Below are 25,266 nucleotides of genomic sequence, written 5' to 3' on the forward strand. Positions count from 1 at the left end.
TCGGCCGCTGAAGGCCTGTTTGTGGGGTCGATCTCAGCCAGCAGCACCTGTTTTCACTGCAGTTTGTGACGGCAGGATCTGGCCCGCGTAGCGCTCCAGCGGGAAGCGGAAGACTCCCCGCAGGTTGATGCCTTCAAGGCGCGTGGGCGCAATGCGCCCGGTCAGCTCGGCCGGCACGATCTGCCGCCTATTGGCCCACCGGTCCAGCACTACCTGCATCTGCGCCGTGTTCCATGCCATCACGATGTTGGCCAGCAGGCTCAGCGCATCGGCCACCGCTTGCATTTCGTCGGCTCTCCGTGCCTGCGCTGGCCCCACACGGCCGGTGTAGATCGCCCGCTTCAGCGCATTGACCGCCTCGCCGCGGTTGAGGACCCGTCGCAGCTCGCGGCGGAACGCCTCGTTGACGAAGTAGTCGGCCAGGAACGCCGTGCGCAGCAGCTTGCCCAACTGGACGCCGGCGTCGTAGATCGGGTCGCCTCGGGCGGCCGAGCCGAACCTGGCCAACGCCGTGACCGCGCTGGCGTGGCCCGTGATCACCGAGGCTGCCAGATGCACCAGACTGTCCCAGTGGGTCTCTATCAGGGCCGTATCGATGGTGGCCTCGCACACGGCAGCGATCTCCTCGGGCACCTTCATGCCGCGCGGCACGAACAGGTGCCGCTGATTGAGCTCCCTGAGCCTGGGACACAGATCGAAGCCCAGCAGCCGAGCCAGGCCCATGGCGAAGTCGGTGTAGCCGTGCGTGTCCACAGCCAGTTGCGTGGTCTCGACCTTCTCCTGCCGCACCACGCCCTCGATGGCCGCGCCAGCCTGACGCTCGTTGAGCACGATGGGCTGGGCATGGAAGATCCCCCAGCGGTCCTTGACGTGGCTGTAGATGCCGATCGAGGCCGTCTGCCGCCTGGGGTCCTGCCGTGCCTGCCAGACCCGGCGGCTGGTCTCCAGGCTCATCATGTCTGACGAAGCCAGATCCGCTCGGCCCCAGGTGGCGGCGATCGGTTGGCGTTGCATGTGCTCCAGCACCGCCTGGCAGGCCAGCGCCAGGCGCCGCTCGTCACCGGCCCAGCGCATAGCCTGGCGAATACTGGTGGCCGACAGCTGCGGGATCATCCGTGCGCACTCGGCCGCAGTCAGGCTGGTGCCGTGGGCCAGGATGCCGGCGTAGACCATCAGCAGTTCCTGGCCAGATCGCGGCTCGCGTGCGAGCATGATCCAGCTGAAGCGCACCTGGGCGTCCACCGCCAGGATGACCTCGGGCAGTTGCACTTCGCCGATGCGCTGATCGAGCCGGCTGCGCAGCCTGCTGACTTCGGGGTCCTCATCGTCGGCCGCCAGCGGAGCCAAGTGCAGTTCGTCGTCGACACGCAGCGCGCCGGTGCGTACCGCCGTGGCCACGGCGTCGACGCCGGCGCGCACGCGCTCCAGCAGCGGCGCGAGGTAGTTCGCTGCCTTGGCCGGCATCTGTAGCCTGGCGTAGTGGCGCCGGGCCTCAACCTCCCAGCGCTCGTCCGGGATGAACAGCCGCTCGCGGCCTCGGAAGCTCAGCGAGTGTTCGATCCAGATCGAGCCATTGCGCAATCCCCGGCGCAGCGCGAACAGGGTGGCCACTTCCAGTGCCCGGAACGCCCGCTCCCGGTCGGTGTCAGCGATGTCCTGGCGCCACGCTGCCCCCAGCCGTGCAGCGGTGACATCGACAGGCAAGGTCTTGTCGCCGGCTGCGTACTGCGCGCGCAGGATGTCCAGCGCCTGCAGCGCCGGGTGCTCACCCGTGGCCGTCCACGACAGGCTCCCAGCGGCCACCAGCAGCGAGCGCACCGGGGCGATGGCGGCGATCAACTGCCGACGGATGCCCGAGGCCCGGCTCGGTGTTCTCTGCGCGCGCCGGGCTGCGACCAGTTCGAGCAGGCGCGTGCGCAGTTCGGCCGTGCCGGCTTCGTCCCGGGCCAGCTCGGCCAACTCCTGCAGCAGCAACTGGTACTGCCGCGACCAGTCGATGGGGGCAACCGCATCGTCGGCACATTGGCGCCAGAGATCGGCGACGCGGCGCTGGAACATGAGGATGAACTGGTCGGTGGCCGTCAGCAAGCAGTAGCGCAGGAAGCAGGCCGTCTCGACGGTCCGGGCGGGCTCCTTGACGCGGGCGTTGACCGACGGCGCTCGCGAGGCCATGCGTCGCGCGTAGCGGCGCACCAGCACGTTGTTGATCTCGGCCAGCGCGCGGTCGACGCCGAGCTCCTTCAGGCAAGTGATTCGCTCCAGAACCTCTGCTATCTGCCGCGTGGAATGCTTGGCCGGCGCGCTCCACAACCAGGACTGGCAGGGTTGTCCATCAGGACGCGGGGCATCCAGCACCGCGCTCCAGCGCTTGAGGGTCGAGACGGGAACCGACTGCCGAACCGCCTCGGCCGTCGTGCGCTCGAGCTCGCTCAGGGCGGCCGCCACCAGGCCGCGGATGTCGCGCTCGCGCAAGACCAGCAACCTGTGGCTGTACAGCCATTGCCGGGCGTGGACGATCAGACGTTCTCGGTCGGCGCACTGCGCGACTTCATCGCGCAGCACACGCACGAGCGCACGACGCTGGTGCTCAGTCATCCAGCCAAATCCCAGGGACTCGCAGGCCAGCTGTTGGTGATCGAACAGGGTGCGGCCCCGTGCATACAGCGCCCGCACGGACGCCAGATCGGGAGTCTCGATGCCGAGTTCGCGGCCCAGGTGGGCCAGCAGGACGCTCGGCACGACGCGCACGCTGTTCAGCGGCCGGCCGGTCATGCGCACGAAGCCGATGTGCAGCGCCAGGCCCAGCCGCAGACCGTCGCCGCGGCGTCGCGCGATCAGCTCTCGCTCGGCGGGGCTGAAGCTGAAGAAGGCCTGCAGCTCAAACTGGCTGAGCTCACGCGGCAGCTCGCGCTGGCCCAGATACGGTGATTGCCAGCCTTGCATGGCCTCGCTCCCAACTCAAGCCTCGGGCCGCCCACGATAAGCCCCTGCGCGAGCCAACAGGAAAGTTCATCGAATCAACAACTTACCGAACAGCGCTCGAACGGACCCGCGCCAATGCTGGCTCTACGGGCAGGAGCGTACCGTCACTTTTGGCACCGAAAACAAGGGGACCCCGGTTACGACTTCTCTTGTGTGAGCGGCGCCGTTCATCGGTTCCGATGGCGCGCAGTACTTGTGTGGGGAGCGCCTCCACGCGATCGACGCAATGCTGGCCTTACCGCTCGCGCCCCGTGCCTTTGCGCCTCTACTCTGAATCCTTCGGACGCCAGTCCCACAGCGCAGGGTGAACGCCGTCTCCTGGTGTCGTCGCCGGTAGCTCGCATGGCGAGCGAGGAGTGCGACGGGCTGCAAGTTTCATTTCGCCGACACATCGCTGTCACGAAGCCTGCCGAGACTTCGCTCCCAGATATCTAGACATCTGGAGGAAGCGTGATCCAACGTGGCATCGGCGAGACCGTCTATCGACAAGTCCAGCGGCAGCTGGAAGCCGAGATCCGCTCGCTGCATCGCCCGGGCGACGCCCTGCCGCCGGAGGCCGCCCTGGCCGAGCGTTTTGGCGTCAACCGGCACACGCTGCGCCGCGCCCTTGAAGGGCTGATCGCCGAAGGCTGGGTCGAGCGTCGCCACGGGTTGGGCAGCTTCGTGCTGCACAAGCCGCTGGACTACGACATCGGCCAGCGTACCCGCTTCACGGAGACGCTCGAGGCCCAGGGTCGTGTCACCGAGAGCACGGTGCTGCGCAAGCTGCGCATCCCGGCCCAGGGCGGCGTGGCCCAGCGCCTGCAACTCGACGAGGGCGAGCCGGTGGCCTGGATCGAGACGCTGCGCAGCGTGGACGCGGCGCCGTTCTGCGTCATCTCGCACTACCTGCCGCTGACCCTGCTGCCGGGCGTGCTCGACGACTACAGCGGCGGGTCACTGCACGAATTCATCGAAGCACAGCACGGCTGGCGCCTGAAGCGCACCGAGAGCCTGGTCTCGGGGGCGCTCCCGCAAGGCGATGACGCCAGCCTGTTGGCGATGCCGGCCCATGTGCCTGTACTTCGCGTCAAGAGCGTCAACGTGCGCGACCGGGATGGAGCCCCGGTCGAGTACGCCCTGACTCGGTTCCGCGCAGACCGCATGCAACTGCGCATCACCCCTTGAACCTTGCCAGTTCCCGACTGATTCCATCGACCTTACAGGAGCGTCATCAATGTATCGCAAAGCTTTCCTCCGCACAGCGATCGGCCTGGCCATTGGCCTGGCCGGCGTCGCCGCCACCACCAGCGCGCTCGCCCAGGCGCAGCATGACGGCAGTGCTGCCAAGCCGCTGCGCGTGATCCTCGTGCCCGCCGACGGGGGCACCGAAGACGGCACGAAGAAGGACTTCCAGCCCATCTTCGGCGCCATCGGCCAGGCCACCGGCCTGCGCTTCGACATCAAGGTCGGCCAAAGCTACTCGGCCGTGGTCGAGGCCATGTGCAACGGCGCCGCCGACATCGCCTGGTACGGCCCCGCCACCTACCTGCAGGCCAAGGCCCGGGGCTGCTCCGAGCTGCTGGCGCTGGCCGTACGCCACGGTGAGTCGGTCTACTACTCGGGCATCTTCGCGCGCACCGATGCCGGCATCAACGGCGTGGCCGACCTCAAGGGCAAGCGCATCGCGCTGGGCGACGTGAACTCGACCTCGAGCTTCAACGTGCCGGTGGCGATGATGATCGCCGGCGGCGTGGACCCGGCCCGCCAGGCCGGCTCCATCAACATGGCCGGCAGCCACGCCAATGTGCTCAAGGCGCTGGCCGAGGGCCTGGTCGATGCCGGTGGCGCGTCCTTCGACTCGTTCGAGAAGGCCGTGAACGCCAAGGCCCTGGACCCGAGCAAGGTCAAGGTCATCGCCAAGAGCACGCCGATCCCCTATCCGCCGCTGGCCATTCACCCGAAGGTGAGCGACGGCGTCAAGGCCAAGCTGCGCGACGCCTTCAACAACGTCGACAAGCTGCCCGGCATCAGCAAGGACCAGATCCGCGGCTACGGCGGCGGGAAGGTCGACGGCTACACCGCCAAGGTCAGTGAAGCCGACATGGCAGCCGCCGGGAAGATGTTCGAGCTGGTCACCGACACGGTCAAGACCGACATCATGAAGAAGGCCAGCGCGCGCTGATCGCCCCTTGTGCGGCTGCCGCGTCGGCAGCCTTCAACCCAAGAGTCACCCGCGCGGCTTCGCCCGCCGGGTGCTCCCGCCACGCGGAGCAACCCATGATCGAATTCCAGCATCTCGGCAAGACCTGGCCCGACGGCACGCGGGCTCTGTCCGATGTCAGCCTGCAGGTCCCGCGCGGCCAGTTCTGCGTCGTGCTGGGCCCCTCGGGCGCCGGCAAGTCGACGCTGCTGCGCGCGGTCAACGGACTGATGCGGCCGACCGAGGGCCGGCTGACGATCGACGGCATTGAGTTCAATGCCGACACCGAACGCGCCCTGCGCCAGCGCGTGGCGATGATCCACCAGCATTTCAACCTGACGCTGCGCATGAGCGTGGCCGGCAACGTGCTGTCGGGCCTGCTGCCGGTGGTGTCCACGGGTCGCGCGCTGCTGGGCTGGTTCACGCCCGAACACCGGCGCAAGGCCTGCGCGCTGCTGGAGCGCGTGGGTCTCGATCCCCGGCACCTGCGCCGCCGTGCCGGTGAACTCTCCGGCGGCCAGCAGCAGCGCGTGGGCATCGCGCGCGCCTTCATGCTCGACCCCGAGGTCGTGCTCGCCGACGAACCTGTGGCCAGCCTCGACCCCAAGATCTCGCGCGACATCCTCGCGCTGGTGCGCGAAGCGGCCCGCGAGCGCAACACCACCGTGCTGTGCAGCCTGCACCAGGTGGACCTGGCGCGCGAGTTCGGCGACCGCATCGTCGGCATGCGCGACGGCCGCGTCGTCTTCGACGGCACGCCGGCCGAGTTCAGTGACGAGCGGGTGCAGCAGCTCTACGCCGGCGCCCATTGGGATGACCAGCCGGCCGATGAGCACGGCAGTTCGACGGTCGCGGCGCCGCTCGATGCCCAGGGCCGCCAGCCGCTGGCGGCATGAGTGGACGTGATGCAGCACCCCGCGGAGTGAACGCCATGCTTGCCAAGCCCATCCCCGTGCCGCCGCAAGGCACCCAGCTCGAATGGCGCCTCGACCCGCCGTACAGCGCCAAGCACCTGCTGGTCGTGATCGGCCTGCTGGCCCTGCTGCTGTGGACTGGGCATCGCACCGAGATGGACCGCATGGTGGCCATGAGTGTCCAGGCCGTCGGCAAGCTCGTCGGCCTGGCCGACGACTCGCAGGTCGTGCGAGGCCTGTCGCGGGTCGGCACGGCGATGTGGCCGCCGGCGATCAGCGAGCAGGAAGACGTGGCCCGCCTGCCCGGTCTGGACCGTGACCGCTTGCCGCCCTTGGCCTATATCGAGGTGCAGGAGCGCACCGAGCAGCGGCTGAACCCGCAGACGCTGAAGATGGAAGCCTCCGTCGAGCGCACCGAGACGCTGGTCAAACCCGTGGGCTATCTCTGGACGGTCACGGTGAAGATGCTGGAGACCTTGGAGATTGCGCTCTGGGGCACGATCCTGTCGGTGCTGCTGTCGGTGCCGCTGGCGTACTTTGCGGCGCGCAACTACACGCCGTACCGGGCCACCTACACGCTGGCCCGCGGCACGATCAGCCTGCTGCGCTCGGCGCCCGAGCTGATCGTGGCGCTGTTCCTGGTGCTGGCCTATGGCTTCGGGCCGATCGCCGGTGTGCTGGCACTCGGGCTGCACGCGGCCGGCTTCCTGGGCAAGTTCTACGCCGAAGACATCGAGAACGCCGACAAGAAGCCGCAGGAGGCGCTGGAGGCCATCGGCGCCGGCAAGCTCAAGACGTTGTGGTACGGCGTGCTGCCGCAGGTGCTGCCGCAGTACATCGCCTACACGCTGTACATCCTGGACCGCAACGTGCGCATGGCCACCGTCATCGGCCTGGTGGGCGCCGGCGGCATCGGCCAGGAGCTCAAGGGCCGCTTCGACATGTTCCAGTACGACCACGTGGCCACCATTCTGATCGCGATCTTCGTCGTGGTCTTCCTGCTCGACCAGTTCTCGGCCCGCCTGCGCGCGCGGCTGATGTGAGGACGCCATGACCCACCACTCATTGATCGGTCCCGCACCCGTGATCGAACGGCGCCACCTGGTCGCCTGCCTGTCGGCGGCCGGCCGCGAGGCCGTGCTGAGCACGGCCGCCCAGCTCAGCGAAGGCCTGACAGTGACGCCGCTGCAGCCGGCCGAGGCCGGCCTGGCGCTGATGCAGTGGCGCGACGCCGTGCAGCACCAGCCCTTCTTCCTGGGCGAGGTGCCGATGGCGCGCGCGGCAGTCGCGCTGGTCGACCACCGGGGCGAACGCGCCGAGGGCGGCGCCGTGGTGATGGCCGACGACGCCGAGCTGGCCCAGGCGCTGGCGTTGCTGGACGCCGTCTTCGCCCACCGCTGGCCCGGCGCCGACGCGGTGGACGCCCTCGCGGCGCGCGGCGCGCAGGCCCGCGAGGCTCTCCGCACCGTCCGGCAGGCAGGGCTGCAGCGCACGCGCGTGGACTTTGCGCTGCTGGCCGAGGCCGATGAGGACGAGGAGGGCGCCGCATGAAGCCCGCCGATTGGTGGACGCCGCAGGCGCAGCAGCAGGCCTTTCGTGCCGTGCTCGACGGCTTCGCCCGGCCTGGCACCCGCGTGCCGGCCACGCCACCAGGTGCGGTGCTGATGTTCCTGTCGGCGGTGCTCGACGAGTCGGTGAGCCTGGCCGATCCGGGGGGCGTGCTGGGTGCGGACCTGCGGCGTCTGCTGCTCGCACCGACGGCGCCTGCGGCGCTGGCACGCTTCGTCCTGCTCGATGGCCGCAGGCCACCCGAGGCTGGCTTCGAGCCGGCGCTGGGCACGCTGGAGTCGCCCGAAGGCGGCGCCACGCTGCTGCTGACCGTGGACGCCGTGGGCAGCAGCCGATCGGAGGCGACTCAGGAAGAGGACGTGGTGCTGCACCTGCAGGGCCCGGGCGTGGCGGGCACGCGCACCCTGGCCGTGAGCGGGCTGCATCCCGACTGGCTGGCGCGGCGCGCGGCCTGGGTCGCGGCCTACCCGCTGGGCGTGGACATCGTGCTGGCGGCGCCCGATGCGCTGGTGGCGCTGCCGCGCACCACGCGCATCGAGATCACGGCCGTGGCCGGGGAGCACTGAGCATGGGCTATGTGGCCATCAAGGGCGGAGAGACAGCCATCCGCGAAGCCGCCCGCGTGCTGGAGTTCCTGCGCGCACAAGGAGGCGGCGCGCCGCTGGCGGTGGATGCCGTGCGGGATCAGCTTCACTTCCTGACCGGGCGCGTCATCGGTGAAGGAGGCCTGTACGACCCCGACCTGGCGGCGCTGGCGCTCAAGCAGGCCGCGGGCGACACGCTGGAGGCGGCGTTCTTCCTGCGGGCGTTCCGCTCGACGCGGGCGCGCCTGGCGGTGACCGACGCCCACGACGGTGGCGGCATGCGCCTGGTGCGCCGCATCTCCTCGGCCTTCAAGGAGATCCCGGGCGGCCAGATGCTGGGCCCGACGCCGGACTACCTGCAGCGCCTGTTCCGCTTCGAGCAGTTGGCCGAAGGCCGCGAGGCCTTCCAGGCCCTGGCGCGCGAGTGGCTGCACGACTTGCCGAGCCCGGACCTGCCCGACAGCTTCCCGAAGGTGGTGGACGCCCTGCGCGCGGAGGGCCTGCTCCCGGCGCCGCCCGACGCGGCGGCACCGGCCTTCGACATCACCCGCGACCCGCTGGTGTTCCCGGTGTCGCGCAGTGCGGCCCTGGCCACCATGAGCCGCGCCGAGACGGGCTCGATGCTGGCCATCGCCTACTCCAACATGCGCGGCTACGGCGACGTGCACCCGACGGTGGCCGAGCTGCGCGTGGGCTACGTGCCGCTGATGCTGCCGCACCCGCTGACCGGCGAGCCGGTCGAGGCCGGCGAGGTGCTGGTCACCGAATGCGAGGTGGTGGCCATGTACACACCGACCGAGGAGCCCGGGGCGAAGCCGGTGTTCTCGCTCGGCTACGGCGCCTGCTTTGGCCACAACGAGGTCAAGGCGATCTCGATGGCCATCCTCGACCGCTCGCTGCAGAAGGGCATGGCGGGCACCCCCGACAACCCCAGCGAAGACCCCGAGTTCGTGCTGCTGCACATCGACGGAGTCGACTCGATGGGCTTCTGCACTCACTACAAGATGCCGCACTACGTGACCTTCCAGTCCGACATGGACCGCCTGCGCGCGACGCGGGCCAGGCAGACAGGGCAGCCCCATCAGGCCGTGCCCGCCGAGCAGCCGATCTCTGGAGGCCAGGCATGAGCACCACCCACCGCAGCGCCGGCTATGCCTTCGGCTTCCTGGACGACCGCGCCAAGAAGGAACTGCGCCGGTCGATGCTCAAGGCGGTGTGCCTGCCCGGCTACCAGGTGCCGTACGCCTCGCGCGAGATGCCGATCGCACGCGGCTTCGGCACCGGCGGGCTGCAGCTGACACTGGCCCTGATCGGCCCTACCGACACCGTCAAGGTGATCGACCAGGGGGCCGACGAGTCGGTCAACGCGGTCAACCTGCGCCAGTTCGTCGAGCTGACCTGTCCCGGCACACGCACCACCCCGCACGCGGGCGAAGCCACGCTGATCCAGACGCGGCACCGCATCCCCGAACGGCCGCTGAGGGCCGACCAGATCCTCGTGCTGCAGGTGCCGTACCCCGACCCGCTGGTGGTGGTCGAGCCGTCGGAGGAGCGGCGCAAGACCATGCACGGCGAGGGCGACTACGCCCGGCTGTGGGTCAAGCTGTACGAGGACATGGTGCACTTCGACGAGATCACGATCTCGCACCGCTACCCGACGCGCATCGCCGGCCACTACGTCATCGACCCCAGCCCGATCCCGCGCTGGGACGTGCCCAAGCTGCACCAGGCCGAGTGCCTGTACCTGTTCGGGGCCGGGCGCGAGAAGAAGATCTATGCCGTGCCGCCGCACACCGACGCGGTGCCGCTGACCTTCGACGACGTGGCCTTTCGCGTCGAGGACTTCACCGACCCGGCCACCGGCCGGCGCTTCGCGTGTGCGCGCTGCGGCGCCACCGACAGCTTCCTGGACGAGCTGATCGGCGAGGACGGGCGCAGGACGCACCAGTGCTCGGACGCTGGCCACTGTCTGGAGCGCCTGAACGCGCAGTCGGCGGCCCAAGACACGCGGGAGGCGGCATGAACACGAAGCCCGATGCCATCCTGGACGTGAGCGGCCTGACCCGGCTTCACGGCAGCGGCTGCACACGCTGCATCGAATCCACCGGCCCCGAGGCCGGCACCAACGTCTGCCCGCACTGCGGCAGCGTGGTGGCCTGCGCGGACGTGAGCTTCAGCCTGATGCGCGGCGAGGTGCTGGGGGTGATGGGCGAGTCGGGCAGCGGCAAGTCCTCGTTGGTGCGGCTGCTGTACGGCGACGATGCGCCGACGCGCGGCAGCGTGCGGTTTCGCGACCCCGACGCGCCCGCGGAGGCCATCGACCTGCTGGCGCTCAACGCGCAGCAGGCCCGCCGCCTGCGCAACCGGCGCTTCGGCATCGTCTACCAGAACCCGCACCTGGGCCTGAACTTCCAGGTCAGCGCCGGCGGCAACATCGCCGAGCGGCTGCTGATGAGCGGCGAGATGCGCTACGCGCACATCCGTGAACGCGCCATGCAGCTGCTGTCGCGCTGCGAGGTGCCGGCCACGCGCATGGACGAGCTGCCCGGGCGCTTCTCGGGCGGCATGCAGCAGCGGGTGCAGATCGCCCGCGCGCTGGCCACCGACCCGCCGCTGCTGTTCCTCGACGAGGTGACGACGGGCCTGGATGTGTCGGTGCAGGCGCGCATCCTCGACCTGATCCTGGAGCTGCAGCACCAACTGGGCGTGTCGATGATCGCCGTCACCCACGACCTGGGCGTGATCCGCATGCTGGCCTCGCGCACGCTGGTGATGAAGATGGGCCGTGTCGTCGAGTCCGGCCTGACCGACCAGATCCTCGAAGACCCCCAGCATGCGTACACGCAGCAGCTGGTGGCCTCGGCACTGTGAGGGACCGCGCCATGACCCCCTGGATCCTCAAGGCCGACAAGCTCGACAAGCACTTCTTCCTGCACGAGCAGGCGCGCCGGATTCCTTCGACCTTCCAGGTCGACCTCGAGCTGCATCCCGGGCAGCTGCTGGCCATCACCGGGCCGTCGGGCGCCGGCAAGTCCTCGCTGCTGAAGTGCGTCTGGCGCACCTACCTGCCCACCGGCGGCCACCTGTGGCTGCGCGAGGCCGATGGCGCGCTCACCGACCTGGCCACGGCCAGCGAGCAGCACATGCTGGCCCTGCGGCGCACCGAGCTGGGCAGCGTCACGCAGTTCCTGCACTGCCTGCCGCGCAAGAGCGCGCTGGACGTGGTGGCGCAGCCGCTGGTCGATGCCGGCGTGCCGCTGGCGCAGGCGCGCGAGCGTGCGGCCGAGCTGCTGCGGCGGCTGAACGTGCCTTCGCACCTGTGGGCGGTTGCGCCGGCCACGTTCTCCGGCGGCGAGCAGCAGCGCATCAACCTGGCGCGCGGGCTGATCCGCCCGGTGCGCCTGCTGCTGCTGGACGAGCCCACGGCCAGCCTGGACCAGGTCTCCCGCGACTGCGCGATCGCGTTGCTGCGCGAACTCAAGGCCGCCGGCACCGCGATGCTGGCGATCTTCCACGACCCGGCGCTCGTGAGCGCGCTGGCCGATGGCGAGGTGCGGGTGTTGCCGCATCCGTCGCTCCCGGGCGGCAGCGCCAGTGCGGATCAACCTCATAGGCAGGCGGCATGACGACATCCACCACCACCTCTTCCATCGCCCACCACGCGGCCCCGATGCTGTACCTGACCCACGCGCGCGTGGTGCTGGCCGACACCACCCTCGACGACGCCGCCGTGCTGGTGGCCGACGGGCGCATCGAGGCCATCTGCCCGAGCGCGGCGCCCGCAGGCGCCCGCGAGATCGACCTGACGGGGCGCATCCTGATGCCAGGCATGATCGACCTGCATTGCGATGCGCTGGAGAAGGAGGTCGAGCCGCGGCCGGGCGTGCACTTCCCGCTCGACTTCGCGTGTGCGCAGGCCGACAAGCGCAATGCCGCGGCCGGCATCACGACGGTGTTCCACGCGCTGTCCTTCGCCAACCACGAACTCGGCGTGCGCAACAACGCCTTCGCCGCCGACATCGCCCGTGCCGTGACGGCGTGGCAGCCGCATGCGCTGGTGGACAACCGCGTGCACGCCCGCTATGAAGTGACCGACGAGTCGGCGCCGCCCTTCCTGGTGGACCTGCTGCAGCAGGGCCAGGCCCACCTGGTCAGCTTCATGGACCACACGCCGGGTCAGGGGCAGTTCAAGGACGTGACGGCCTTCCGCAGCTACCTGGCCCGAAGCTACAAGACCAGCGAGGCGGAACTCGACGCCATCGTGGCGCGCAAGCAGGCCGCGGCGCTGGGCGCGGCCGAGCGCATCGCGCAGGTGGCCCAGGTGGCACGCGAGCGCGGCGTGGCGGTGGCCAGCCACGACGACGATTCGCCGGAGAAGGTCGAGGCCGTCGTTGCCTTCGGTGCGGCGATCTCGGAATTCCCGGTCAACCTCGCGACGGCGCGGGCCGCGCGGGCGCAGGGGCTGGCCACGCTGTTCGGCGCACCCAACGTGCTGCGCGGAAAGTCCCAGTCCGGTTCGATGCGCGCGCTCGACGCGGTGCTCGAAGGCGTGGCCGACTGCCTGTGCGGCGACTACTCGCCCGCCGCGCTGCTGCCCTCGGTGCTGCGCCTGCCCGAACTGGCCGGCATCGGCCTGCACGAGGCCGTGGCGCTGGTGACCGCCAACCCGGCACGGGCGGCCGGGCTGCACGACCGCGGTCGCATCGCCAGTGGCCTGCGCGCCGACCTCATCGCGGTGAAGGCGCTGGGCGGCCTGCCGCAGGCCGAGTACGTGTGGGTGCACGGTGCCCCGGCGCTGAGCGCGCACTTCGACCACGCCTGAGGCGGCTTGCCTGGAGACTGCCATGTCCGCACGATTGATCTATGTGGTCGGCCCTTCGGGCAGCGGCAAGGACAGCCTGCTGCGCTATGCCCGCGAGAAGCTGGCCGACGACCCCGGCGTGGTGTTCGCGCACCGCTACATCACCCGGCCCGCCGACGCCGGTGGCGAGAACCATGTCGCGCTGACCCCCGCCGAGTTCGCCAGTCGCCTGCGCAATCGGCTGTTCGCGCTGGCCTGGGAGAGCCACGGCCACGCCTACGGCATCGGCATCGAGATCAACCAGTGGCTGGCCAAGGGCGCCTCGGTGGTGGTCAACGGCTCGCGCGAGTACCTGGGCGAGGCCGGCCGGCGCTTCCCGGAACTGCTGGCGGTGCGCATCGAGGTGCCCACCGAGGTGCTGCGGTCGCGCCTGCTGGCGCGGGGTCGCGAGGATGCAGCGTCGGTCGAGCAGCGGCTGGAACGGCATCGCCGCATGCAGGCTGTTCCTCAGCAGACCACACAGTCGGCCTGCGCGGGCCATGTGATCACCAACGACGGACCACTGGAACGCGCCGGGGACCTGCTGGTGGCTCTGGTGCGCCAGCACGCCGGGCAGCCGCTGTGCGCGTGACCTTCCTGGGTACCGGCGCGGCCGGCGGCGTGCCGCTGTACGGCTGCACTTGCGTGGCCTGCGAACGGGCGGCCCGCGACCCGAGCCGGATGCGGCGTCCGTGCAGCGCCCTGATCGAGCACGCGGGCACCCGGGTGCTGGTCGACGCCGGGCTGACAGACCTGCACGAGCGCTTTGTGCCGGGCGCGCTCGACGCCATCGTGCTGACGCACTTCCACCCCGACCACGTGCAGGGCCTGTTTCATCTGCGGTGGGGGCGCGGTGCGCCGATCCCGGTGCACGCGCCGCCCGACGCCGAGGGCTGCGCCGACCTGTACAAACATCCGGGCCTGCTGGACTTCCAGCGCCTGGCCAAATTGGAGCCGCAACGCATCGGGGCCCTGAGCTTCACGCCCTTGCCCCTGGTGCACTCCAAGCCGACCTTCGGTTATGCCGTGCAGGCCGAGGACGGGGCCCGGTTCGCCTACCTGACCGATACGCTGGGCCTGCCGCCCCAGACCGAGACGTTCCTGCAGGCCTGGCAGGCCGACGGGCTGGCGCTCGACTGCAGTTTCCCGCCGCAGGAGGCGCCGCCGCGCGGCCACAACGACTGGCCGATGGCGCTGGACACGATCGAGCGCGTGGCCCCGCGCCGGGCGTGGCTGACGCACATCGGCCATGCCCTCGATGCGTGGATGATGCAGACGAATCCGGCTCTGGCCGGGAATGTGTCGGTGGCGCGGGATGGGGAACAGATCGAGCTGGGCCGCGGGCAGCCGCTCGGCCACCCATGACCGACGGCTTCGCGGTCGTTGCCATCGGCTTGTCCGTGCTGATGCACGTGACCTGGAACCTGATCGCCCGCCACCAGCCGCGTGACGCCGAGCCCTTGTGGTGGGTGCTGCTGGGCCATCTGGTCCTGGTCGCGCCGTGGGGCGTCGTCCGGTTCGTCATCGATGCCCAGTGGAGCGTCCACCTGCTGGCCCTTCTGCTGACCTCGGCAGCGGCCAACGTGCTGTACTTCCACGGGCTGCACCGGGCCTACCAGCACGCGCCGGTGGCCTACGTGTACCCGCTGGTGCGCAGCTCGCCGCTGCTGATCGCCGCCTGGAGCCTGCTCTTCTTCGGCGAGTCGCTGGGGGCGCTGGCGTGGATCGGCATCGCCATCAGCGTTGTGGGCCTGGTGCTGATGGCCCGCACGGCGCGCGGCAGCGACGAGGGGCGGGCGCTGCCCTGGACCTTGCTGGCCATGCTGGCGACCAGCGTGTATTCGCTCTCGGACAAGGCCGCCACCGCGCACATCGCCGGCTTCGGTGGCATCCTCGGCTACCTCAGCGTCGGCTACCTCGCGGCCTGGCTGGCCATGAGCTGGCGGCTTCGGCGCAGCACGGGGCGCTGGATACCCAAGGCCCGACCGCGCGCATCGGTGCTGCTGGTGGGCAGCGTGTGCGTGGGCACGGCCTATGCCCTGGTGATCCACGCCATGCGAACGCTGCCGGCCGCCGAGGTCGTGGCCTACACGAATGCCGGCATCGTGCTGGCGACCGTGATGTCGATGGTCGTGTTCCAGGAGCGGGTCCAGTGGCAGCAGCGGGCGGTGGCTGCCGGCGTGGTCTGCGCCGGACTGGCGTTCATCGGGGTGGGGCGGACGCTGTAGGGCGGGGCTCGTTGGTGACTGCGCGTCCCAGGGCAGACTTCAGCCTTCCGGCGCCAGTTCGTCGGCCGCCTGGTCGGCCCTGCGCCAGTCCCGCGGCGCCACGCCGTAGCGTTGCTTGAAGGCCTTGGACAATGCCGTCGCGCTGCCATACCCCACCGCGTCGGCCACGCCCTTCAGCAATCCTCCGGCGCGCAGTTCGGACATCGCCAGGGTCAGCCTAAATCCGGCAGTTACCCTGTCGCCGGCAGCCCCAGCGGGCCAGGTTCTTGAGCTGCTCCGCAGCAGCCTTGACGTGCTGCAACGCCATGCCGATGTTGGTGATCAGCCGCTTGAGCACTTGGGACCGGCCGTGCAGCGGCGTCAGGTACAGCGTGGTCTGGTTGGCATGGCTGGCCGCTTTGCCCACCGCCGCCAGCAGCAGCGGCCGGCTGGTGATGGCTTCCAGCCGGCCCGTCGGGTGCGCCGCCCGGCAGTACCAACTCCACCACTTGTAGACCAGCGCGCAGGCCCGAGCCACGGTCTGGCAGCGGTTGATGTCCTGCGTGGTGAAGCCCCCGAGCCCCCACTGGTTCTTCAGCTCGTCGAAGGCGTTCCCCGCGTCTGCCCGATCGCGGTAGATCTGCCCGATCGACTCCAGCGGGTAGGCCACGTCGGTCACCAGCACCGCGTACTCCCAGAGCTTGTCGCCCTCGTGTACGCTCGGGCCCGCCAGAGTTCGAGTCACGCACCGACCCTGGGCCTGTCGTCCGCGCCGGGCTCTGCAGCGCTCGGTCACGACCTGCGCGACGAAGTCCCGTAGGCTTTCCTGGCAGCGCTGCGCACGCTCTTCGCATGGGTGCGCGCGCTGCCTCGCGCGCCGCCGCTCCTCTCCTGATCGACCGAACACGGCTTGGCACAGGGTCGCTTCGACCCTTCGCCAGGCAAGTCGTCGTGCCGGACGCCTGTCCGGGCACTGTGGAGCGTTGGTGAAGACGATCGGTGGCGGCCTTGGTGGGCTGTGTCTTGGTCAGCACCACGCGTTGGGCGCGGTAGCCGGCGTAGCACGCACGCCGTGGCCGGACCCGACAGCGCGTGCCCATGGCGCGGTCCACCTCGGCCAGCAGGGCCACGTCGGCGCTCGTGTAGCGCCGCGCAAAGCCTGCTCCGGGGCGCGGTACTGCTTAACCAGCGGCTTGCCGCCAGCCCAGCGCGAGACCAGCCGGGTGACCTGCGCACGGTTGTAGCCGCTCAGGCGCTGCAAGTAGGCCAACACCGGCGCGCGGTCCTCGCGCAGCAGCTGGCGGTAGTCAAAGCGCCGCAGTACGGCGTCGATCCAGCTGCAGCGCCCCGCGTGTCGTCTTCGGCGCGCCGGAACTCCAGCGTCTGCGTCCCCTCCAGCACCTGCCGCACCTGCTCCACGGTGCGCACTTGCGCTTCGTTCATGTCGATCACCATCGCTTCGATGATCGACGCGCTGCGCCGGCTGCCCCTCAGCCGCCCAACCGCCGCAGCCAGAACCCCTCCAGGCTCATACCTCGTTGGACAAGACTGCTGCTCGCACCGCGTGATCCGCTTGTGCTACGATGAAATTACGTTGGTGCTCGCGTCGGCCATTCGGTCGGCGCAGTGAAACGGGAATCAGGAAGACGCGTTCCGCCGGAACAGATCCAACCTGAGCTGCCCCCGCAACGGTAAGCGGACGAGGTGCTTGCGCCTCGACCCGTGTGAGTCGCCCACTGCAGGTTTTGGCCTGTGGGAAGGGCACACGGGAAAGTCCGTCAGCCCGGAGACCGGCCAACTGGGTGGGTGCGCATGTGCCGAAGGTGCTGCGTGCCTGTACACGGCGGCCTGCGGGGAAGCAGGCGGCCGGCTGGTCTGTCCGAGTCTTTGCCGATGCCTGTTTCCGCGGTGCGCCCTGTGCGCTGCCCCGCCTTGCTGATTGCCGCGCCCGCTTCGGGGCAGGGCAAGACCAGCGTGACGGCGGCCCTGGCGCGTCTGCACCGGCAGCGCGGGCGCCGCGTGCGAGTGTTCAAGACCGGGCCCGACTTCCTCGACCCGATGGTGCTCGCCCGTGCGAGCGGCGAGCCCGTGCACCAGTTGGACCTGTGGATGGGCGGCGAGGCGCATTGCCGCGCGCTGCTGCACGAGGCAGCGTCAGGGGCGGACCTGGTCCTGGTCGAAGGCGTGATGGGCTTGCATGACGGCGAACCGTCCAGCGCCGACCTGGCCTTGCGTTTCGGCCTGCCCGTGCTCGCGGTGATCGATGGCAGTGCAATGGCGCAGACCTTCGGTGCCGTGGCGCTGGGCCTCGCCCGTTATCGCGACGGGCTGACGCTGGCCGGCGTGCTGGCCAACCGCGTGGCCGGCGAGTCCCACGCCGCGCTGCTGCGCGACAGCCTGCCCGCGTGCTTGCGCTGGTCGGGCAGCCTGGCGCGCGACGAGCTGATCGCCTTGCCCGAGCGGCACCTGGGCCTGGTGCAGGCCGGAGAGCTCGCTGACCTGGATGCGCGGTTGGACCGGGCCGCTGCCGCACTCGGGCCGGATGCGGCCGAGTTGCCGCCCGAGGTGAGTTTCGAAGCGCCGCAGATCAGTGACCTTCGCGGCCTGGACTCGCCGCTGCAAGGCGTGCGCATCGCGGTCGCGCGCGACGCGGCCTTCGCGTTCATCTACCCGGCCAACCTGGCGCAGCTCGAAGCCTTGGGTGCCGAGTTGTGTTTTTTCTCGCCGCTGAATGACGCGGCCTTGCCCCCCTGCGACGCGGTCTGGCTGCCCGGCGGCTACCCCGAATTGCACCTGGACACGCTGAGCGCGAACCGGCTGCTGCACCAGGCGCTGCGCGAGCACCATGCCGCTAGCCGGCCGCTCTTGGCCGAATGCGGTGGACTGCTGTTCCTGCTGGATGCGCTCACCGACGCGCAGGGCCGGCGCGCCGTGATGGCCGGCCTGCTGCAGGGCGAAGCGGTGATGCAAGCGCGACTCGCCAACATCGGTTTGCACGAAGCGACGGTGCCCGAGGGCACGCTGCGAGGTCACAGCTTCCACTACTCGCGCCTGCAGACTCCGCTCGCGCCCTTGTGCTCCACCACACCGGCCCGCGCGGGGCGGCGCGGAGAAGCGGTGTACCGCAGCGGGCGGCTGACGGCCTCGTACTTCCACGCCTACTTCCCGTCGAACCCGCGCGCGGTGGCGCGCCTGTTCGCTCCCGATGGAGGCGCCCGATGAGCCCCGGTACGGTGTGGTTCGTCGGTGCCGGCCCAGGGGACCCGGATCTCATCACGGTCAAGGGCCGCGACCTGATTGCACGCGCCGGGGCCATCCTGTTCGCCGGCTCGCTGGTCAACGAGGCGGCCACGCGCTGGGCGCCCGCCGGCTGCGAGATCGCCGACAGCAAGGGCATGACGTTGGAGCAGATCGCGGCCTGGCTGATCGCCCGAGCGGCAGCACACCAGACAGTGGTGCGCCTGCAGACCGGCGACCCCGCGCTCTACGGCACCTTGATCGAGGTGGTGCAGCCACTGGACGCGGTCGGCGTGCCCGTCGCCGTGGTGCCGGGGGTGTCGTCGGCAATGGCCTCAGCCGCCGCGGCGGTGGTGAGCTTCACGCTGCCCGAGGTCACGCAGACGACCATCTTCACCCGCGTCGCAGGCCGCACGCCGATGCCCGAGGGCGAATCGCTGCGTGAGCTCGCCGCGCACCGCTGCACGCTGTGCATCTTCCTGTCGATCACGCTGCTGCACAAGGTCGAGGCCGGCCTGCGCGAAGCCGGCTGGCCCGACGACGCGCCGGTGCTGGTCGTGCACAAGGCCAGCTGGCCGGGCGAAGAGCGCATCGTGCGCGGCACGCTGGCCACTATCAAACAGCTTTGCCGCGAGGGCGGCATCGTCAGCCAGGCCATGGTCATCGCCAGCCCCACACTGGGCGCGCGCGGCTGGCCCGAACTCGCCAAGTCCAAGCTCTACGACGCGGCATTCACCCACCGCTTCAGAAGGGCCAGCGTATGACCGCCGACACCATCCTGCTCGTGGGCCACGGCTCGCGCGAGAAGAGCGGCAACGACGAGATCGAGCGTTTCGCGGCGCAGTGGCGCGAGTGCCATCCGCAGTGGCGCACCGAGCTGTGCTTCATCGAGTTCGCTGACGTCGAGGTCGAGCAGGGGCTGGAGCTGGCCGCGAAGGACTCGAGGCGTGTGATCGTCGTGCCGTTGATCCTCAATGCAGCGGGCCACGTCAACATCGAGATTCCGTCGCACATCGCGCGGGCGCGCCAGCGCCACCCCGGCGTGCGCTTCGACTACGCACCGCACCTGGGTGTCTGCGAGCCGGTGCTGGCCATCCTGAAGCGGCAGTTGCGCCAGTGCATGCAGGCGCTGGACATGCCCGACCCGGCGGGCACTGGCATCGTGCTGCTGGGACGCGGTTCGTCCAGCCGAGAAGCCAACGGCGAGATGGCGCGCATGGCGCGCTGGCTGTTCGAAGAAGGCGAGCACGAGCTGGTGGACCTCGCCTTCACCGGCATCGCCTGGCCGCGGCTGGAGCGCGTGGTGCAGCGCCAGGCGCAGTTGGGCATGCGCCAGATCGTCGTGCTGCCCTACTACCTGTTCACCGGCACGCTGATCCAGCGCATCGGCCGCCAAGTGGAACACCTGCGCAGCCAGTATCCGCAGCTGCGATTCGCGCTGGGCTCGTACTTCGGCTTCGAGCCCGAGATCGCCCAGCTGCTGGCCGAACGCGTCGGCGGCCTGCTGCGCGGAACGGAGCACGCAGTGCCGGTCAGCGACGAGGCCGCGCAGTGGCAGGGGCACCATCACGGGCCGGGCCATGGGCACGACCACGCTCGCGCCCATGAGCACCACGAACACCACGATCAGCATGGCCACGCCCAACACGGTCACTGAGCAGCTCACGCGCGCCGGCCAGGCGATCGAGCACGACAGCTTCGCGGTCATCGACCGCGAGGCCGGCCCGCATGCCTATGGCCCCGAGCAGTGGCCCATCGTGCGGCGGATGATCCATGCCAACGCCGACTTCGACTTCAACGGCCTGACCCGCTTCCATCCCGAGGCGGTGCGCGCCGGGCTGGCGGCCGTGCGCTCGCGCGCCAGCCGCGTCGTCGCTGACGTGGAGATGATCTGCGTGGGTCTGTCGGCGCCGCGCCTGGGCCACTTCGGCATGACGACGCATCAGTTCATCGCCGATGCGGACGTGATCGCGGCGGCCCGTGCCGAGGACACGACCCGCGCCGTGCAGGCCATGCGCAAGGCCCACCGGCTGGGTCTCGTGGACGGCGCCATCGTCGGCATCGGCAATGCCCCGACCGCGCTGATCGAGGTGGTGCGCCTGATCCGCGAGCACGGGGCGCGGCCAGCTCTGGTCGTGGGCATGCCGGTGGGCTTCGTCTCGGCGGCGGAGGCCAAGGCGCTGATGAGCGAGGAGACCGAGGTGCCGTGGCTCGTCATCGACGGCCGCAAGGGCGGCTCGACCCTGGTGGTGGCCGCGATCCACGCGCTGCTGGGCCTGGCGGAGACGGCGGAGGGCCCGTGCTCATGATGGAGAAGACCGTCAAGCGTGGCACCCGGACCGGCTTCACCACCGGTGCGTGCTCGGCCGCGGCGGCGCGTGCGGCGGTGCTGGGTCTGGTGGACGGCCAGGTGCCGGCCACGGTGGAGGCGCTGCTGCCCAACGGCCAGCGCGCGCGCTTTGACGTGCAGGACGGCCGCTGCGATGCCGAGGCCGCTCACGCGATGGTCATCAAGGACGCCGGCGACGACCCCGACTGCACCGACAAGGCCCACCTCACCGCCGACGTGCGGCGCCTGCCCGGCCAGGCCGATGCTTTCGTGCTGCTCGGCGGCTTCGGTGTCGGCACCGTCACCATGGCCGGGCTGGGCCTGGACGTGGGCGGCCCGGCGATCAACCCCGTGCCCCGCCGCAGCATCGAGGACAACGTGCGCGAGGCCGGCGCCACGCTGCTGACGCACGATGGCCTGGAGGTGACGATCTCAGTGCCGCAGGGCGTGGAGATGGCGAAGAAGACGCTCAATGCCCGGCTGGGCATCCTGGGCGGCATCTCCATCCTGGGCACCACCGGCATCGTCAAGCCCTACAGCACCGCGGCCTACCGGGCCAGCGTGGTGCAGGGCGTGGAAGTGGCGGCCAGCACCGGTGCCGGCACCGTGGTGCTGACGACCGGCGGGCGCACCGAGAAGTTCGCTGTCGCCGAGCTGCCGGGGCTGCCCGAGGCCTGCTTCGTGCAGATGGGCGATTTCCTGCGCTACGCGCTCGACACCGCGGGGAAGATGAAGCTGCAGCGCGTGGTGATCGGCGGCATGGTGGGCAAGCTGACCAAGATCGCGCAGGGCGAGACCATCACCCACGCCAACCGGGCCGAGGTGGACACCGCGCTGCTGGCCGAGCTCGCCGCCGGCATCGGCGCGCCGCCCGACGAATGTGCGGCCATCGCGGCGGCCGAGACGGCGCGCTTCGCGGCCGAGCGCATGCAGGTGCTCGGCCTGGTCGATGCCTTCCACGGTGCACTGGCGCGCAAGGTGGTGAGCACCGTGACCGGCCGCTACCCGGGGCGCTTCCGCCTCGACGTGCTGGTGTGCGATTTCGATGGTCGCAAGATCGCCGAGGCTTCATCCGATGACTGAATCCATTGACCTGCGGCCTCCGCGCTGCCACGTCGTCGGCGTGCTGGACGATGGCGCCGCCAGCCTGGGTGCCGCCGCGCTGCGTGCACTGGCCCAGGCCGATGTCGTGATCGGCGCGCGCCGCACGCTGGATCTGCTGGAGGCGCGCATCGCCCCGGAGGCCGAGCGCCACCCCATCGCCGGCATCGCCGCCGTGGCCGAGACCGTGCGCGCCGCACAGGCGGCCGGCCGGCGCTGCGTGGTGCTGGCCACCGGCGACCCGCTGTGCCACGGCATTGCTGGCACGCTGGCGATGCAGTTGTGCCTGGAGGCCATCGAGGTGCTGCCGAACCTGTCGACGATCCAGATCGCCTGTGCGCGCGTCCGCCTGGTGTGGCAGGAGCTGAAGATCGTCAGCATCCATGCCAAGGATGCCGGCGAGTGGAGCGTCGGCGCCGATCCGCGCCACGGCCTGTATCCGCTGGCCCGGGTCTTGCGCCACCATGATCGGCTGGCCGTGTTGACCAGCCCCGACAACACGCCCGACCGCGTCGCGCGGCTGCTGCTGGCCGAGGGCTTGGCCGACGAGTTTCAGCTCGCCGTGGCGGAACGGCTGTTGCAGCCCGACGAGCGCGTCGTCACCAATCTCGGCGTGGCCGAGGCGGCCCAACAACGCTTTGCCGATCCCAACGTGCTGCTGCTGTGGCGCAGCGCGGCGCGCCCGCAGCCGGTCCGCTTCGGCCTGCCGGATGACCGCTATGAACAGCGCCACCCCGACAAGGGCCTGATCACCAAGCACGAGGTGCGCGCCGTGTCGCTGGCGCGGCTGCAGCTGCGCGAAGATAGCATCGTCTGGGACATCGGTGCCGGTTCGGGCGCGGTGGGCCTGGAGGCAGCGCGCCTTTGCCAGGCTGGCCACGTCTACGCGATCGAGAAGAACGAGGGCGACGTGGCCATCGCGGCGCGCAACCGCGCGACGATGGCCGTGGGCAACCACACCCTGGTGCATGGCAAGGCGCCCGCGCACCTGGACGGCTGGCTGGACCCCGACGCCGTGTTCATCGGCGGCTCGGGCGGCGAGCTGGCCGAGCTGATCGCGCTGGCCCTGCGGCGCCTGAAGCCCGGGGGGCACCTGGTGATGAACTTCGTGACGCTGGAGAACCTGGACACCGCGACCGCCACGCTGCGCGAGCTGGGCGCGGCCTGGGATGTCGTGCTGCTGCAGGCCTCGCGCAGCAAGCCAATCCTGCACATGCACCGCATGGCGGCCGAGAATCCGGTGTGGATCGTCTGCGCGCAGGCTGGGGCCGGCGCCCCGGCGGCCTCGACCGCCATGGAGCGCGCCGATGAGTGACGATCCGCGCATCGGCCGGCTGATCGGTGTCAGCCTCGGCCCGGGCGACCCGGGCCTGATCACGCGTACGGCCTGGGCGCTGCTCGAGCGTCGCGACACCGTCTGGGCCTATCCCGCGCGCAGCACCAAGACGCCGAGCTACGCGTTCGACATCGTGCAGCGCGCTGGCCTGCTGCCACCGACAGAGCACCACTGCCTGCTGTTCCCGATGACGCACGACGGCGAGAAGCTCGGCCGGGCTTGGCTGCGCGCAGCCGAGACCGTGCTGCCGCGGCTACAGGCCGGCCGCGACGTGCTGTTCCTGGTGGAAGGCGACGCCAGCACCTACGCCACCTTCGGGCACCTGGCGCGTACCGTGCGCTCGCTGGACGGGCGCATCGAGGTGCAGACCGTGGCCGGCGTCAACGCCTTCACCGCTGCTTGCGCCACCTTGGGGCAGCCACTGTCTGAACAGGACGACACCGTGGCCATCGTGCCGGCGGCCTATGGTGTTGCCGCACTGGACCGCCTGCTGGCCGACTTCGACACGCTGGTGCTGCTGAAGGTCAAGCCGCTGGTCGACGAGCTGTTCGACTGGCTGCAAGCGCGAGATCTGCTCGATGGCGCGTCCTTCATCGAGCGCTGCGGCGCGCCCGACGAGCGTGTCTTGCGCGGCGCCGAGATGCTGGCCCTGCGCGGCAGCAAGGTCAGCTACTTGTCGCTGATGCTGGTGCCCAACCCGTACCGTGTGCGCGGCGAACGCATCAAGGGCTGCCTGAAAAAGACGTCACCGATGTCGGCTCCTGCCGGGCCGATGGAAATCGAGATCGAGCTATGAGTGCCACGGATCAACCTAACCCGGCCCCTGTTCGCGTGGTGTTGGTGGCCATCACCAAGCACGGCGCTGCGCAGGTGGCGGCGATGGCGCGGCAAATGCCGCAGGCCGCTGTGTGCGTGTCGGCCAAGTTCGCCGACGCCATGCAGGGACTGCCCAACCCGGTCGCGGCCTACGCCGGCGCTTTCAAGGACGAGATCGCCGGCTTGTTCGAGCGCTACGACCAGATCGTGTTCTTCGTGTCGCTCGGCGCGGTGGTGCGCCTGATCGCGCCGCACCTGAAGAGCAAGGACGAAGACCCGGGTGTGCTGGTGGTCGACGACGCCGGCCAGTTCGTGATCCCGGTGCTGTCGGGCCACGTCGGCGGCGCCAATGCGATGGCGGAGCAGGTGGCGGCTCTGCTGCGCGCCACGCCGGTGCTGACCACCGCATCGGACGTGGGCAAGACCATTCCGGTGGACATCCTCGGCCGCGAGCTGGGCTGGCGGGTCGAGGCGCCCAAGATCAACATCACCCGCGTCTCGGCCGCCGTGGTCAACGAAGAACCGGTGGCCGTGGTGCAGGAGGCCGGCAGCCCGCATTGGTGGACACGGCCGACGCCGCTGCCGCCCCACATCCAGCGCTTCGACCGCTTCGATGCGGTCGACCCGGCGCGTTTCAAGGCCGTGCTGTGGATCACCCATGCCGAGGTGCCTGAGGCGCTGTGGCAGCGCCTGCACGAGCGTCTGGTGGTGTACCGCCCGCCCCGCGAGGCGGATGCATGAAGATCGCGCTGGGCATCGGCTGCGACCGTGGCACGCCTGCGGAGACGATCGCGCAAGCGGTGGTCGAGGCGCTCACCCTCGCGCGGGTGGATCTGGCTGACGTGGCCAGTGTTGCCAGCATCACGCTGAAGGCTGATGAACCTGGGCTGCTGGTGCTGGCCGCGCAGCGAGGCTGGGACATCGTGTTCTACCGCCCGGACGAATTGGCCGCCGTGCCCGTGCCCAACCCCTCGGAGGTCGTGCGCCGCTACACCGGCACGCCTTCGGTCAGCGAGGCCGCCGCGCTGCTGGCGGCCGAGGCCGACGATGGCGCACCCGCGCTGCTCGTCGAGAAGCACAAGTTTCGTGGCACCGACGGGCGCAGCGCGACGGTGTCCATCGCCTGCTGCGCCGAGCTCTCCTGAAGGCCGGCCCACTTCTCCGCAATC

General features: G+C 70.2%; 26 protein-coding genes and 1 riboswitch. Of the genes, 23 read left to right on the forward strand and 3 right to left on the reverse strand.

Going from position 1 to position 25,266, the window contains the following annotated elements; translation table 11 throughout:
• Nucleotides 1–33: 33 nt before the first annotated feature.
• Nucleotides 34–2,943, reverse strand: coding sequence for a Tn3 family transposase (locus MPE_RS21565; protein ID WP_011831781.1), 2,910 nt, complete (start codon nt 2,941–2,943; stop codon nt 34–36).
• A gap of 489 nt (nt 2,944–3,432) precedes the next feature.
• On the opposite strand from MPE_RS21565, the gene phnF reads away from it, so the two are divergent.
• The 14 genes from phnF to MPE_RS21635 all read left to right on the forward strand — a co-directional run bounded on the left by phnF (nt 3,433) and on the right by MPE_RS21635 (nt 15,299).
• Nucleotides 3,433–4,149, forward strand: coding sequence for a phosphonate metabolism transcriptional regulator PhnF (phnF, locus tag MPE_RS21570; RefSeq protein ID WP_011831783.1), 717 nt, complete (start codon nt 3,433–3,435; stop codon nt 4,147–4,149).
• 49 nt (nt 4,150–4,198) lie between these two features.
• Nucleotides 4,199–5,146, forward strand: a complete 948-nt coding sequence (locus MPE_RS21575) for a phosphate/phosphite/phosphonate ABC transporter substrate-binding protein (RefSeq protein ID WP_011831784.1) — start codon at nt 4,199–4,201, stop codon at nt 5,144–5,146.
• Nucleotides 5,147–5,241: 95 nt separating this feature from the next.
• Entirely contained in the window at nt 5,242–6,060 is an 819-nt protein-coding gene (gene phnC / locus MPE_RS21580) for a phosphonate ABC transporter ATP-binding protein (RefSeq protein WP_011831785.1), read from the forward strand.
• A 35-nt stretch (nt 6,061–6,095) separates the two neighbouring features.
• Entirely contained in the window at nt 6,096–7,121 is a 1,026-nt protein-coding gene (gene phnE, locus MPE_RS21585; protein ID WP_041930414.1) for a phosphonate ABC transporter, permease protein PhnE, read from the forward strand.
• A gap of 7 nt (nt 7,122–7,128) precedes the next feature.
• Nucleotides 7,129–7,629 carry a phosphonate C-P lyase system protein PhnG gene (gene phnG, locus MPE_RS21590; RefSeq protein ID WP_011831787.1) on the forward strand — a complete coding sequence of 167 codons (501 nt, stop codon included), beginning with the start codon at nt 7,129–7,131 and terminating at the stop codon, nt 7,627–7,629.
• Nucleotides 7,626–8,213 carry a phosphonate C-P lyase system protein PhnH gene (gene phnH / locus MPE_RS21595; RefSeq protein ID WP_011831788.1) on the forward strand — a complete coding sequence of 196 codons (588 nt, stop codon included), beginning with the start codon at nt 7,626–7,628 and terminating at the stop codon, nt 8,211–8,213. The genes phnG and phnH overlap by 4 nt, the downstream gene beginning before the upstream one ends.
• Nucleotides 8,214–8,215: 2 nt before the next feature.
• Nucleotides 8,216–9,358: a carbon-phosphorus lyase complex subunit PhnI gene (locus tag MPE_RS24765; RefSeq protein ID WP_011831789.1), complete on the forward strand. Its 1,143-nt coding sequence runs from the start codon at nt 8,216–8,218 to the stop codon at nt 9,356–9,358.
• On the forward strand, nt 9,355–10,254 hold the full coding sequence (locus MPE_RS21605) for an alpha-D-ribose 1-methylphosphonate 5-phosphate C-P-lyase PhnJ (RefSeq protein ID WP_011831790.1): 900 nt from the start codon (nt 9,355–9,357) through the stop codon (nt 10,252–10,254). The genes MPE_RS24765 and MPE_RS21605 overlap by 4 nt, the downstream gene beginning before the upstream one ends.
• Entirely contained in the window at nt 10,251–11,102 is an 852-nt protein-coding gene (locus MPE_RS21610) for an ATP-binding cassette domain-containing protein (RefSeq protein ID WP_011831791.1), read from the forward strand. Before MPE_RS21605 ends, MPE_RS21610 begins: the two co-directional genes overlap by 4 nt.
• Before the next feature lie 11 nt (nt 11,103–11,113).
• On the forward strand, nt 11,114–11,857 hold the full coding sequence (gene phnL / locus MPE_RS21615; RefSeq protein ID WP_011831792.1) for a phosphonate C-P lyase system protein PhnL: 744 nt from the start codon (nt 11,114–11,116) through the stop codon (nt 11,855–11,857).
• A complete protein-coding gene (locus MPE_RS21620; protein ID WP_011831793.1) occupies nt 11,854–13,053 on the forward strand; it encodes an alpha-D-ribose 1-methylphosphonate 5-triphosphate diphosphatase in 1,200 nt (399 codons plus the stop codon). Before phnL ends, MPE_RS21620 begins: the two co-directional genes overlap by 4 nt.
• A 22-nt stretch (nt 13,054–13,075) precedes the next feature.
• Nucleotides 13,076–13,663, forward strand: coding sequence for a phosphonate metabolism protein/1,5-bisphosphokinase (PRPP-forming) PhnN (gene phnN / locus MPE_RS21625; protein WP_011831794.1), 588 nt, complete (start codon nt 13,076–13,078; stop codon nt 13,661–13,663).
• Nucleotides 13,654–14,436 (forward strand): phosphonate metabolism protein PhnP, encoded by a 783-nt coding sequence (phnP, locus tag MPE_RS21630; RefSeq protein ID WP_011831795.1) that lies wholly within the window; start codon nt 13,654–13,656, stop codon nt 14,434–14,436. Before phnN ends, phnP begins: the two co-directional genes overlap by 10 nt.
• Nucleotides 14,433–15,299 carry an EamA family transporter gene (locus tag MPE_RS21635; protein WP_011831796.1) on the forward strand — a complete coding sequence of 289 codons (867 nt, stop codon included), beginning with the start codon at nt 14,433–14,435 and terminating at the stop codon, nt 15,297–15,299. The genes phnP and MPE_RS21635 overlap by 4 nt, the downstream gene beginning before the upstream one ends.
• A gap of 39 nt (nt 15,300–15,338) precedes the next feature.
• Here the strand turns inward: MPE_RS21635 and MPE_RS23610 are convergent, their stop codons facing one another.
• Complete coding sequence (locus MPE_RS23610; protein ID WP_011831797.1) at nt 15,339–15,503, reverse strand: AraC family transcriptional regulator; 165 nt, start codon at nt 15,501–15,503, stop codon at nt 15,339–15,341.
• Between the two features lie 13 nt (nt 15,504–15,516).
• A complete protein-coding gene (locus MPE_RS21640; RefSeq protein ID WP_011831798.1) occupies nt 15,517–16,023 on the reverse strand; it encodes a hypothetical protein in 507 nt (168 codons plus the stop codon).
• 833 nt (nt 16,024–16,856) lie between these two features.
• Nucleotides 16,857–17,091, forward strand: a riboswitch (cobalamin riboswitch).
• A gap of 80 nt (nt 17,092–17,171) precedes the next feature.
• On the opposite strand from MPE_RS21640, the gene MPE_RS21650 reads away from it, so the two are divergent.
• From MPE_RS21650 to MPE_RS21690, 9 genes are read left to right on the forward strand one after another with little or no spacing between them, the layout of a single operon-like run.
• On the forward strand, nt 17,172–18,500 hold the full coding sequence (locus MPE_RS21650) for a cobyrinic acid a,c-diamide synthase CobB (protein ID WP_011831800.1): 1,329 nt from the start codon (nt 17,172–17,174) through the stop codon (nt 18,498–18,500).
• Nucleotides 18,497–19,279 carry a precorrin-4 C(11)-methyltransferase gene (gene cobM / locus MPE_RS21655; protein ID WP_011831801.1) on the forward strand — a complete coding sequence of 261 codons (783 nt, stop codon included), beginning with the start codon at nt 18,497–18,499 and terminating at the stop codon, nt 19,277–19,279. Before MPE_RS21650 ends, cobM begins: the two co-directional genes overlap by 4 nt.
• A complete protein-coding gene (locus tag MPE_RS21660) occupies nt 19,276–20,172 on the forward strand; it encodes a sirohydrochlorin chelatase (protein ID WP_011831802.1) in 897 nt (298 codons plus the stop codon). Before cobM ends, MPE_RS21660 begins: the two co-directional genes overlap by 4 nt.
• Nucleotides 20,147–20,824, forward strand: coding sequence for a precorrin-8X methylmutase (locus tag MPE_RS21665; RefSeq protein WP_011831803.1), 678 nt, complete (start codon nt 20,147–20,149; stop codon nt 20,822–20,824). The genes MPE_RS21660 and MPE_RS21665 overlap by 26 nt, the downstream gene beginning before the upstream one ends.
• The gene (locus MPE_RS21670) at nt 20,821–21,927 is read left to right on the forward strand and encodes a cobalt-precorrin-5B (C(1))-methyltransferase (protein ID WP_041930417.1); all 1,107 of its coding nucleotides are present in this window, start codon (nt 20,821–20,823) and stop codon (nt 21,925–21,927) included. Before MPE_RS21665 ends, MPE_RS21670 begins: the two co-directional genes overlap by 4 nt.
• Nucleotides 21,920–23,260, forward strand: a complete 1,341-nt coding sequence (locus tag MPE_RS21675) for a bifunctional cobalt-precorrin-7 (C(5))-methyltransferase/cobalt-precorrin-6B (C(15))-methyltransferase (protein WP_011831805.1) — start codon at nt 21,920–21,922, stop codon at nt 23,258–23,260. The genes MPE_RS21670 and MPE_RS21675 overlap by 8 nt, the downstream gene beginning before the upstream one ends.
• On the forward strand, nt 23,253–24,077 hold the full coding sequence (gene cobI / locus MPE_RS21680; protein ID WP_011831806.1) for a precorrin-2 C(20)-methyltransferase: 825 nt from the start codon (nt 23,253–23,255) through the stop codon (nt 24,075–24,077). Before MPE_RS21675 ends, cobI begins: the two co-directional genes overlap by 8 nt.
• A complete protein-coding gene (locus MPE_RS21685) occupies nt 24,074–24,838 on the forward strand; it encodes a cobalamin biosynthesis central domain-containing protein (protein WP_011831807.1) in 765 nt (254 codons plus the stop codon). The genes cobI and MPE_RS21685 overlap by 4 nt, the downstream gene beginning before the upstream one ends.
• A complete protein-coding gene (locus MPE_RS21690) occupies nt 24,835–25,242 on the forward strand; it encodes a cobalamin biosynthesis protein (protein WP_011831808.1) in 408 nt (135 codons plus the stop codon). The genes MPE_RS21685 and MPE_RS21690 overlap by 4 nt, the downstream gene beginning before the upstream one ends.
• Nucleotides 25,243–25,266: the final 24 nt, after the last annotated feature.

Source organism: Methylibium petroleiphilum PM1 (assembly GCF_000015725.1).
Classification (GTDB): Bacteria; Pseudomonadota; Gammaproteobacteria; order Burkholderiales; family Burkholderiaceae_C; genus Methylibium; species Methylibium petroleiphilum.